7 protein-coding genes are annotated in these 12,451 nt (G+C 50.5%); 1 reads left to right on the forward strand and 6 read right to left on the reverse strand.

The annotated features are described in order from the left end of the window. Nucleotides 1-21: 21 nt before the first annotated feature. Together BQ7480_RS11040 and BQ7480_RS11045 are read right to left on the reverse strand one after the other, a co-directional pair. Nucleotides 22-3,165: an efflux RND transporter permease subunit gene (locus tag BQ7480_RS11040; protein ID WP_072542896.1), complete on the reverse strand. Its 3,144-nt coding sequence runs from the start codon at nucleotides 3,163-3,165 to the stop codon at nucleotides 22-24. 9 nt (nucleotides 3,166-3,174) lie between these two features. Further along, a complete protein-coding gene (locus tag BQ7480_RS11045; protein ID WP_072542897.1) occupies nucleotides 3,175-4,293 on the reverse strand; it encodes an efflux RND transporter periplasmic adaptor subunit in 1,119 nt (372 codons plus the stop codon). Between the two features lie 223 nt (nucleotides 4,294-4,516). Between BQ7480_RS11045 and BQ7480_RS11050 the strand changes: the two genes are divergently transcribed. Then, on the forward strand, nucleotides 4,517-5,413 hold the full coding sequence (locus BQ7480_RS11050; protein ID WP_072542898.1) for a helix-turn-helix domain-containing protein: 897 nt from the start codon (nucleotides 4,517-4,519) through the stop codon (nucleotides 5,411-5,413). Nucleotides 5,414-5,431: 18 nt separating this feature from the next. Here BQ7480_RS11050 and BQ7480_RS11055 read toward each other — a convergent pair whose 3' ends face one another. Genes BQ7480_RS11055 through BQ7480_RS11070 form a run of 4 tightly spaced genes read right to left on the reverse strand, consistent with a single transcriptional unit; the run spans nucleotide 5,432 to nucleotide 12,448 of the window. Beyond that, a complete protein-coding gene (locus BQ7480_RS11055) occupies nucleotides 5,432-6,106 on the reverse strand; it encodes an ABC transporter ATP-binding protein (protein WP_072542899.1) in 675 nt (224 codons plus the stop codon). 52 nt (nucleotides 6,107-6,158) lie between these two features. After that, entirely contained in the window at nucleotides 6,159-8,531 is a 2,373-nt protein-coding gene (locus BQ7480_RS11060; protein ID WP_072542900.1) for an ABC transporter permease, read from the reverse strand. Between the two features lie 23 nt (nucleotides 8,532-8,554). Further along, nucleotides 8,555-10,102 carry a TlpA family protein disulfide reductase gene (locus tag BQ7480_RS11065; protein ID WP_072542901.1) on the reverse strand — a complete coding sequence of 516 codons (1,548 nt, stop codon included), beginning with the start codon at nucleotides 10,100-10,102 and terminating at the stop codon, nucleotides 8,555-8,557. Between the two features lie 33 nt (nucleotides 10,103-10,135). Then, nucleotides 10,136-12,448 carry an ABC transporter permease gene (locus BQ7480_RS11070; protein ID WP_072542902.1) on the reverse strand — a complete coding sequence of 771 codons (2,313 nt, stop codon included), beginning with the start codon at nucleotides 12,446-12,448 and terminating at the stop codon, nucleotides 10,136-10,138. Nucleotides 12,449-12,451 lie beyond the last annotated feature (3 nt).

Consider the following 12,451-nt stretch of genomic DNA (forward strand, 5'->3'; position numbering starts at 1 on the left):
TTAACTATTTCCGCCCGGACCTCAGGCATCCGTATCCTCTTCTCTATGTCGGCGCGGCATCACCTTTTCCTCAATCACTTGGAACACGGTAAATAACACCGGCACCACAAACAGCAGGGCTACCGTACCGACCAGCATTCCTCCTACCGTACCGACACCCAACGAACGGTTTCCGTTGGCTCCGGCCCCCGTAGCGACAATCAGCGGGAACAAGCCGATAATCATGGTCAGCGCCGTCATCAGAATCGGACGCAAACGGACTCCGGCAGCCGCCACGGCAGCCTGCACAATGCTCATTCCCTGCCGGCGACGGGCAGAAGCATATTCAGTCAGCAAGATGGCTGTCTTTGCCAGCAAACCAATCAACATAATCAATCCGGTCTGCATGTAAATGTTGTTCTCCAATCCGAAGCACTTGGCAAACAGGAAGCTTCCCATCAGTCCGAAAGGCACGGCCAGAATCACCACCATCGGGATAAAGAGACTCTCATACAGTGAGCACAGAATCAGGTAGATGAACACGATACAGATAATGAAGATAATCACGGTATTTCCCGTACTGCCGGATTCCTCACGCGTAATACCGCTGAACTCATACCCATAGCCGGTAGGCAAAGTCTGCGCTGCCACCTCCTCGATGGCTGCAATGGCATCTCCCGAACTGTATCCGTCGGCCGGCATTCCGTTCACCGGAATGGAAGTGTACATGTTGAACCGTGTCAGCGTTTCTGCCCCGTACACCTTGGTCAGGGTGATGAACTGTCCCACGGGTGCCATGGCCCCGCTTTCGGTCCGTACGAACATGTTGTTGAGCGACTCCTTGTCCAGACGGTAATCCTTGCGTGCCTGAATCATGACACGGTACAGCTTGGAGAAACGGTTCAGGTTGGAGGAGTAATTACCACCGATGTATCCGGAAAGCACACTCAACACATCGGACGTGGTGACACCAGCCCGCTGGCACTTCGCAGCATCCACCTCTACCATATACTGCGGGAACTTCGTATCGAAAGTGGTGTAGGCCATGGAAATTTCAGGACGCTTGTTGAGGGCCGCAATGAAATTCTGGGTGTACTTCTGCAAATCGTCCACACTGCCTCCGGCACGGTCCTGCACATACATCTCGAAACCGCTACCCATACCGTATCCCATGATGGTGGGCTGGGCGAAGGCAAAAATCTTGGCCGACTTGATGTCTGCCGTATGCTGATAGATGGCAGAAATCACCGCATTGATATTGTCCTCTGCTTTCTCCCGTTCATCCCAATGCTTCAGCTTGATAATCAGCATTCCTCCCGAAGCGGCCTGTCCGCCCATCATGCTGTAACCTGTCACATTGGAATACGTCTTTATCTGCGGAATCTCACGGATACGCTTGTCAATCATTTCCATCGTCTTGCGGGTCTGTGCCAGACTGCTTCCGGGAGGGGTAGTCACATTGACAAAGACCGTACCCATGTCCTCATCCGGTACCAGTCCCGTCTTTGTGGTCCGCATGAAGAAAACCAACAAAGCACAAACTGCCACCAAGGAAACCCAAGCAATCCATTTCCGCCGCAGGAAGAACGAAACGCCATTTTTGTATTTCAGCACCAAGCGGTTGAACGAGGCCTCAAAGGCATGGTGGAAACGGGAAGAAAAGCTCAATTTCTCGCCCGTCGTCTTGTCCATGTGAGGCGTCATAATCAGGGCACACAATGCCGGACTGAGGGTCAAGGCATTGATGGCCGAGATACCCACTGCCACCGCCATGGTCAGACCGAACTGCGTATAGAACACCCCACTGGTGCCTCCCATGAACGAGGTAGGAATAAATACCGCCATGAACACCAGCGAGGTAGTGACAATGGCTGCAGAGATGCCGTCCATGGCAGCCACCGTCGCCTTATAAGGAGAGCGGTAACCTTCGTCAAACTTGGCCTGCACGGCCTCCACCACCACGATGGCATCGTCCACCACCGTACCAATCACCAGTACCAGGGCAAAGAGGGTCAGCAGGTTCAGACTGAATCCGGCCACATAGAGGAAGGCAAACGTACCCACCAGCGACACGATAATAGAGATTGACGGAATGATGGTGGAACGTACACTCTGCAAGAAGAAATAAACCACCAATACCACCAAAATGATGGCTTCAATCAAGGTCTTCACCACCTCATGCACCGACGCATCCAGGAAGTCTTTCGTACTCATCAGGTCGGTCAGCACCAGCCCTTTGGGCAAGTCTTTCGAGATTTCTGCCATCAAAGCATCCACCTCCTTCACAATCTCGTTGGCATTCGAGCCGGCGGTCTGCGAAATCATACACGTAGCACCGGGGTGGCCCGCAATCTGGCTGTTATAGGCATAAGTCTGGGCACCCAGTTCCACTTCGGCCACATCCTTCAGGCGGAGCACTTCACCTGTCGGCAAGGCCTTGAGTACCATGTTGCCAAACTCTTCTGCCGTTTCATACCGACCCCGGTACTTGAGCGTGTATTGAAATGTATTTTCAGAATCCTCGCCCAGCGTACCTGTAGCCGCTTCCACGTTCTGGTCGTCGAGCAAAGCGATGACATCGGCCGGCACCAGCTGATGCTGGGCCATCTTCTGGGGATTCATCCAGATACGCATGGCATAATCCCCTCCCATCACGTTCACATTTCCGACTCCCGTGATACGGGAAAGACGAGGTTCTACGTTAATCTTGAAATAGTTGTTGATAAAATTTTGGTCGTAACTGTCGTCGGGACTGTACAATGCCAGAATCTTCACCATACTGTTCTGGCGTTTCTCCACGGTAACTCCCACTTTGGTCACTTCCGCCGGCAACAGTCCTTCCGCTTCCGACACACGATTCTTCGTGTTGACAGTTGCCATGTCCGGATCGGTTCCCTGCGCAAAATACACCGTAATGGAAGCCGACCCCGTATTGGTCGCCGTGGAAGTCATATACGTCATGTTCTCTACCCCGTTGATGGCTTCTTCCAGCGGAGCGATAACACTCTTCAGCACCGTTTCCGCATTGGCACCGGTATAAGTGGTCGACACCATGATGGTGGGCGGTGCAATGTCGGGATACTGCTCCATGGGAAGATTGCTCAGACCGATGATTCCCAATATCAGAATCAGCACGGAAATGGCACACGACAAGATAGGCCGGTCGATAAAAGTCTTCAGTTTCATGGCACCCTCCTATTTTTCAGTATGTACGGAAAGTATCTGCGTATTTTCCTGAATCAATCCTGCCCCTTCGGCCACAATCACGTCGCCTTCCTGCAAGCCACTCTCCACAATGTATTCCTGCCCGTTGTTCAGCGGGAAGACCGTCACCTGAGCCGATTCGGCTTTACCTTCCTTGTTCACCTTATACACATACACCTTGTCCTGGATTTCAAAAGTGGCTTCCTGCGGAACCACCATCACATCGTTCTTGGTATAAGGCAGTACCAGCGTAGCCGTACTTCCATTGCGCAACATGCCTTCCGGATTGGGGAACACAGCCCGCAGACTGATGGCTCCGGTCTCCGTATCGATGGTACCGCTGATGGCATCCACCGTACCCTCATGGGCATACGTCGTACCGTCGCTCAGCAGCAACGACACTTTAGGCATGCCCGCCAGCGCCTTTTCCACGCTTCCATACTGGCGGACCAGCGACAATATCTGGTTTTCCGTAAGAGAAAAATACACATAAATTTCCTCGTCGTCGGAGACCGTCAGCAACGGAGTGGTGATGGACGAATTGACCAAGGCCCCTACTCGATAAGAAGACATGCCTGCCACTCCGTTCACCGGGCTGCGTACTACGGTATAAGAAAGGTCGTTGCGGGCATTGGTCTCGGCTGCCTTAGCCTGTGCCAGACTGGCTTCTGCTTCCAGCAAGGAATTCCGTGCCGTCTGGCGGTCAAAATCAGAAACCACCTTTTCCTTGAAAAGTTCCTCCTTGCTGTCCGAGGTCAGACGGGCCGTAGCTACCGCCGCTTCCGCACTCTTCACATTGGCCACTGCCGTCTGCAAGGCTGCCTGATAGGGCACCTGGTCGATAACAAAGAGCACCTGCCCTTTCTGCACCTTGGCCCCTTCCTTCACGCAAATGTCGGTAATCGTACCGCTCACCTGCGGACGGATTTCCACACTCTGCCTTCCTTTCATCACCGCCGAATAGCTGTTGGTGAGAAGACGATTTTCTTTTTTTACGGTCATGGTCTTGTATCCGCCCTCCTGCGAAGTACCGGCCGACTGTGTACAAGCCGTCAGCAGTCCCAGCAAAGTCACAAGACACGTTCCGACAAAAACAAATGCTTTTTTCATCTTGTTCTCTTTTTAGTTGATTTGACTCATTCTGTTGTTATAGCAAGCGCAAATTTAGAAGCCTGCCCTATCAAGACACTTGTCCCAATCCTAAGAACATTTGTCTGAATCCTCTCTTTAGCATTTATTCTGTTTACGATTTCTAAAACATACAAAAAGACTTTCAGACATAGATTTATGTACGTACTTTAGACGCGCAAATACAATACAACCATACAATAAGATGAGAGAATATGCTTTTACCAAATGGCTGAAGCCATTGTCTTCCAAAGGGGAAAAAGAGGAAGGAATGATTTACAACGAGCTGATGGGCCTTTTTCATGTACAAGGCGAAGAGGTTTTCCGGAAGGGTACCATCGATACCCAGCACACGGTTTCCCTGCTCATGCTAAAAGGAGAACTCAGTCTGCAAATGCCCGAGGGGCGCATGGCTATCCAGGCTCCCGCCTACATTGAGTTTATCGAACCTCACCAATGGACCGACCTGAAAACCGATGCCCAGTTTGAAGGTTGCCTGCTCATTACCCGCCGGGAACTCTTCCTGCAAGCGGCAGAATGTATCCGACCGAGGGTTACGCCTTACATTTACCGATATGTACAAGCGCCCTTCCTTACGCTAAAGGAAGACGACATCACCCGTATCCGTGTCCTGTTCGATATCCTGCGGCACACCCTTGCACAGACAGAAAACAATTTTCAGCATGAAATTCTGGAGAACACGCTCCGTTCCCTGGTACTGGAAATCTGGAACATCATTTTCCGTACCTATAAACAGGAAAGCGAAGAAGAGCCCGTCCTCCCATGGGACGAAACGCTTCCCCGCTTTCTTTACCTGATGCATACCCACTGCCGCTTTCATCACACTGTGAGATGGTATGCCGACCAGCTTTGTGTGTCGCCCGACGCCCTGTCGGCCAAACTGAGAAAGGCCTACCGTAAATCGGCCAATCAGCTCATCAATGAAAGTCTGATGGAAGAGGCCAAAATCTGCCTCCTCAATCCGGCCTATACCGTACAGGACGTGGCCGAAAAACTCTGTTTCGCCGACCAGGCCGCATTCAGCAAGTTCTTCAAGCGTCACAGCGGCATGTCGCCCGGTCGGTTCAAGAAACAGTTATAGAAAAACACAACCTGCTCCTTACAGGTTGACTTCCGTCACCACCTGTCCGTCGAAGAGGTTGATCACGCGGTCGGCAAAACCGGCATCGTGCTGCGAGTGTGTCACCATCACGATGGTAGTGCCTTCCTTGTGCAACTCGGTCAGCAGCCCCATCACTTCCCGTCCGTTCTTGGAATCCAGGTTACCGGTAGGTTCATCGGCCAGAATCAGTTTCGGGCCCGACACTACCGCACGGGCAATGGCCACACGCTGTTGCTGACCTCCCGACAACTGCTGCGGGAAGTGCTTGGCCCGATGCGTAATCCCCATCCGTTCCATGGCTGCCTCCACCTTCCGCTTACGTTCTGCCGAAGGCACTCCCAGATACAGCAAGGGCAGTTCGATGTTCTCATATACGTTCAGTTCATCAATCAGGTTGAAGCTCTGGAACACGAAGCCAATCACGCCCTTACGCAAGGAGGTACGCTGCGATTCGGTGTAGCTGCCTACTTCCACCCCATTCAGGTAATACTTTCCTCCGGTGGGGTTGTCCAGCAGTCCCAAGATGTTCAGCAAAGTAGATTTTCCACAACCGGAAGGGCCCATAATGGCCACGAATTCCCCTTCTTTTACTTCGATACTTACATTATTCAATGCCCAAGTTTCCACCTCATCCGTGCGGAACACTTTCTGTAAATTTTCTGTTTTAATCATACGCTTAAAATTTAATTGAATCACATTATCAGTCTCCATTCTTGACTATTAATTAATTATCTTGTTTCATACACTCTACCGGATTTACCCGACTCAATATCCAACCTTGCAGACAGACGATGAGTGCCGAGAGGCCCCACACCACCAGCAACGGCCATACAAAGATACCGGCCGAAAGCGGGACACGGTAGGCAAACTGCTCCAGCCAATGTAGCATGAACCACCCGCCAACGGGCATGGCCACCACATAGGCTACGATAGCATAAAGGCAGAACGGCTTATTGAGCAGCCAAATGATTTGCCCACGTGTGGCCCCATGTACCTTGCGGATACTGATTTCACGTATCCGCTGACGGGTGGCATACCAGGCAATGCCAAACAACCCGAAGCCTGTCAGCAACAGACCGATGACGGCATAGAACGTCAGGATATGCGACAAGGAAAGCACTTTCTGATTGCGTGCCATAAACTCCTGATGTATGTCCGTATATCTGAAAGGCTGGTTGGGATTCATCTCATTCCATACCGTCTCTATCTGCCGCAAGGCCTCCTCACGGCTTTCCGGACGAAGACGAAGCTGCAGATAGAATCCTTTCTGCAAGTCACTTGCCGACAGCAGTGTGATGACAAGGGGCGTTACGGCTTCCTCCAGTGAATTGACGGAAAAATCACGCACCACACCACCTATCACAGCCAAGCTGTCTTGTGTTTCCGTATCGAACTCACGCAAGGCATGTCCGACCACTTCCGTACCCACAGGCACCAACAGCCGGACAAAACTCTCGTTCACCAATGCCGGAGAGACCTGACGCTCCAACAGGCGGGAAGGAGATTCTCCACTCAACTGTTCAATTCGCAAGGTACGCAATAAAGTGGAGTCGCCTTCCAAGGTCAGCAGATTGGTACGCACTTCCTTCCCACCGGGACGCTGCACATTCAACTGACGTATCCAGGCACTGAGTACCGAAGCCTTGGAAAGGGTCATGGATTCAATGCCTTTCACCCGTTTCTCCAGTTCCGCCTTGAAAGGAGCCAGCGGAGCGCCAAAAGCATCTCCTATTTCAATGCAGCCTTCGTAACGTGACGCCCGCTGGCGGGTCAGTTCCATCTGGTTGCGGGCTGTCAGCGTAGCCAGCAACAAACCGATGGAAATCACAAACTGCACTGTTACCAGTACTGCCACAAAGCGCTGCTTGCGCCGGCCACTGTAAAGCGTACGGTATTCCGTGAACGACAAACGTGACAGGCGATAGCTGATGTACCATGCCGGTATTACCGACACCAACAGAATAAACAACAGCAACCACGGCAACATCTGACTACTGAAGAAGAACGTCATGGTCAACCGCGAACCCAACAGGTCATTAAACAGTGACAAGCAGTCGTTCACCAGCAAAATGGACAGCCCGAACGCCAGCACCACCGTCAGGAAAGCATCCCCGAAAAGTTGCAGACGGATATTGCGCAAGGTAGCCCCCATCAATTTCTCCACATGAATCATACGAAGCTGTTGCAGCAAGCGGCTCAAACTCATGTTGGTATAGTTGCAGCAGGCAATGACCAGTATCAGCACGGCTGCCAGCAGACTGATATAGAGAGTCTGCACAGGTGTCTGACTGACAAAATCGAGCGTCTGCTGGGAAGCATCGTCGGGAGTCGTAAAACAAATAGCGTCCAGCGGATCCAAATAATATTTCGTCTGACCGGGCATCAGTGTAGGCACCTTGTCCGCGTTCAGTTTATCAGCCAGGTGACCCGCATCTGTACCCGGAGTCAGCTTCAGCAACGTAAGGCCACCCCAGAAGAAATCAGGATCGTGTGCTATCAGCATGTCAAACTGTAGAAGCGACTGTTCGCGTTCCTTCAGTACTGCCGCCACTTCGTACGTACGGGCCTCTCCAAAGCGGAAATGTGCCTCCACCTGCTTTCCTACCGCTTGTTTCTCTCCGAAAAGGCGACGGGCACAAGCCTCACTCAACGCCACTTTTCCCGGTTGACAAAGTACCTGACTCAAACTACCTTCTTCCGCACGGTAATCAAAAAAACTCGTCAGGGTCGTATCGGCCGACAGCATCTTAAAATCCCCTTCCACCTTCTGCTCGTTCACCTTGCAGTAAAGCAAATCCAGTTTCCCTAACCGAAGAAAGTCCTCCACCTCGGCATAGTTCTGTTTCAGTTGCGGAGGAATCTCGGCTCCAGCAAAAGCCACCCGTTTCCCTTCCGTCATCGGGTCATCCTGCTGCAGGAAAAACATACGGTCACGGTCCGGATTACGCCCTTCCAACCCATGCTCGTGCACAAAGTACGTCATCAGCAAGTTGGTACAGGCTAATCCCAATGCCAGACTGGCTACCGAAACAAGGAAAAACACCTTGTTCCGCCACCAGCTTCGCAAAATCATTTTCAGTGTAACACTCAGTATCATCCATTGTCAATTTTAGTACGTTATTATTCTGTCAGACGGATGCCTTCGATATAGTATCCCCCTTCCACGTGCTCGCCTTCCGAAAAGTCAAACCAACGGGTATCTTCGGGCAGCGGAGAAAAATAGAGCGTGAAATCCATTTCTCCGCTATCAGGCATAAACACTTGCTCGTCTATTGCGAAACCTTCACTGCGCAGGAGCGGATAGTTCACCCCCTTATCCGACATCAAAAAAGTCGCTTTGTCCAGCCGAATCCAATAGTTTGGAATATACCGTGCATGCACGCGAAGCACCGTAGCCGAGTCAGTCAATTCCACCTGACGGATGGTCAACACATCCACTTTCTCTGTTTTCTTCCGCGGATGATGCACCAGTTTGTGACCGTCTTTCCATTCGATACGCATCGGCTGTTTGGGAGCCAACATGCCTTTGACTTTCAGCTTCAACAGCCCTTTTCCATATCCACTCCAACTGTCAACTACCTTTCCCTCCGGAGAAATCAACACAAAATGGGGAATACCTCTGACGCCATAACGGGCATACAATCCATTGGTTTCCTCCAAATCGTTCCAGTTATTCCAAGTCATGGCATGCGCTTTAGAAGCCTCTTCCCATCCTTTCCGGTTCTCAATGCTCAAACTGACCACCTCCAGGCTGTCCTTGTACATCTCGCTGATTTCTTTCAGCTCCGGCTGCGACATCATGCAAGGGCCACATCCCCGGCTCCAGAAATCCAGCAGGACGTATTTTCCGCGAAACCCTGCCAAATGGTGAACCTTGCCTTCCAAATCATACATATCCGCATCGGCAGCTTCCTCGCCCGCCTTGACCACGGTTGGCGGATTCAAAGCCAGGTACACGCTCTTCCCTTCAAAAGTCTCTTTCTGTGCGGCATCCAGACAATCGTACAACTGCTGCACGTCTTCCTTATACGGATAGTCTTTACGGAACTTCACCGACATCCCCATTCGATACAATTCATCCATCCAGACGGCATTAACCGGCGACTGTTTCATAAGTGCGATAGTATGCTGCGTAATCTGATCGCTCAACTTATCCGTCAGTTGTTGCAGACTGTCTACCTTTGCACGAGCCTGTTCCTTGTTTCCTCCCTGTGCAGCCGACCTCATCAGCTCAAACTTCTGCATGGACAACCGCTGAAACTCTTCCCATTCCTTGCGGGAAGCCTGCATCAGCTGCTGCTGGAACTGTTGTTCCTTCACATCGCTCTCTACTTTCCAAGAGTAAATATACGGATTTTCTCCCTGTACGAGCAAACGACTTCCGGGATTCACCCACAAGCTGAGCGACATGGGTGGAAAACTCGTCTTGTCATGTGCCATCAAATCATAGCGTTCCAGCCCGTTTCCGGCGGTAGTCAGTTCAAAACGGAATGTGCCGTTCCGCAACGTGTCGGTAGCCGCCATACTCCCTACATTCCCCTCTCGCTTCATCAAACTGAACACGGTTCCATCGGGAATGTGCTTCAACTGTCCTTCCACCACAAATTTCTCTTGTGCCTGCGCTCCCAATGCACCTAAGAGCAGACAGGCTAATACTTGTTTTCTCATGGTTATTTATTCATTTTAGGTTATTATACTATATTACTCCCGCTTGATTTCTTCTGCCGGATTCACCCGCATCACCCGGAATATTTGCCAGCATGCAGTCAGTCCCACCAAGCACGCAACTACGACAAACAGACAGACTCCCCAGGCCCAACCGTAAACGGACTGCAAGCCGGAATCGCTCAATGCCTGAATCATGGCAAGCCTCAGCACCGGATAAGTCACCCCAAAAGCTATCAGAAAAATCAAGGCATACCCTCGTGCGAACAGCAAACCGATGTTCCATGGGGAAGCCCCATTTATTTTACGAATGGCCACTTCCTTTCGTCGGGTTTCCGCATCCATCACCACCGATGAATATACGCTCAAAACCACTAACAACACACTAATGCCTGCCAATATCCCCATGGCATATTTCATCATTCCAATAGTAGCAGTGTCTGTTTGCCGGACATCACTTAACTTTCGAATGTGTAACGGCAAGGTCTCCGGAACATACTGGCGACACAAAGCAATCACTCGTTTCGTTACTTTATCTACCTCGCTACCGGATGCAATTTTCAGCAAACAAGTAGTTGCCTGAGAAGAAGGGAAGAATACCGACAAGTTCATCCGTCCATCCAGTATCACCTGCTTATACAGTTCATGATACACCCCTGCAATCCGGTAACTTCTTCCATCAAGCATCACCGTACCTTCTGCATGTTCAGCCTGTAACAAGCGGGCAAACGCCTCATTGACATATACATACCCTTCCGCTTCTGCCTCCATCCGTTTCCCAGCCAGCGGAATATGGAAAAAATCAAAATAAGCCGGATCTCCCTGAGCTACAGCAACCCGTACCTCTGAATGATCTGCCTTCTGATAGGAGGTATAAAGATAGGAAGATAGATTTCCATCTAAAGTTTCATCCCCCAGTGTGACCAAACGTTCAATTTCAGGTAAAGCAGCCAGTTCTGAACGAATCTCATCCCAATGTTGACGAATACGTTCCGTATCCAAAGAAAGAGAAAGGCCCCGTTCCTCTTCTGCCGTAGCCAAAGGAGCATAAGTCTTTCCAAACAGTTCTGTATATGACAAATGCACCACCATCACCGCTCCAAGGAAGAAAATGCACACCGCCAGTTGAACCCCAATCATCAGGGAACGAAAAACATGTTTCCCGCGATTGAACTGAATCTGATGAATCAGACTCACTCTACGCACCCGCCACACCGGAATCAATAACAGAGGAACGCAAAGCAACAAGGTACCCAAATACACCAGTGTATGCAGACCGTAGACAGACGAAGCAGACATCCAGACTATATTCTCCAAAGGCAACCAAGTACGGGCCAGCGGAATTGCCACCTCTCCCATTATCAAAGAAAGGAACCAGGCAATGGTCAGCATGATGAACACTTCAGAAAACAGCAACCAGAAGATACCTTTTGAATCGGAGCCCACACATTTACGTAAAGCCAGCTCCCGCTGACGGGCATAAAACATTTGAAATGTAAACTTCAGGAAATTAATCAGTCCCGACAGCAGAATCAAGGAAGAAATGAAGAGCAAGAAAAAACAGGCCAAATCTGTATTCCTGCTTTCCTCCAATTCTTTCAAAGAAAAAGCCTTCACATGCATCACCTCCTCTCCACGTATCCAATTCATCCCCGCCAAACGCTTTTTCAGCGCTTCCGGAGACACCCCCTGCTCACAAAGAGCATAGACTTGCAGCCACGCTTTCGGTTTCAATGACAAAGGGAACCAACATTCTGTCCTCGGCGAGCCGCCCTTTTCATTTTCGGCCACTACATTCACAATCGAATAATCCGTAATACCATTAGCGGAAGTCTGCGAAGCAAGACGGACCACCCGACCGACCGGATTGTCACCGCCAGCTATCCTTCGAGCAAAAGCAGCAGAAACAACGATTTCATCTTCTCTTTCCGGCAAGCGGGAACCATAAAGCAGAGGTAATTTCCAAAACAGAAAAGCTGAAGGATTTGCCGTTTTATAAGTCACCTGATACGGGGTTTCATTCCCATCTATTCCTACCACCTCCACGTCTATATGGGCCTCATAGGAAAAGGCTGAGATAGAATCCAGCATACCTGTAACCTGGCTTTCCAGCCTCCGGACATCTTCTTCATAGAAAGGAATATCACCGGCAAAATCCTTTTTACTAATATTCAGTTGCATAGCCCGTTCGCCTCCTATATAATCAGCCTTTTCACTCATTACGCTTACAAAACGAATCATAAGCGAAAAGACTAAGACGCCTACCGCCAGACACAAAGCCGAGACTATATGCTGAAACTTATATTTCCACAAATTGCGGAAAGCCACTTTCAAATAATGTGCAACCATTTT

The sequence above is a fragment of the Bacteroides mediterraneensis genome (genome assembly GCF_900128455.1).
Lineage (GTDB): Bacteria > Bacteroidota > Bacteroidia > Bacteroidales > Bacteroidaceae > Phocaeicola > Phocaeicola mediterraneensis.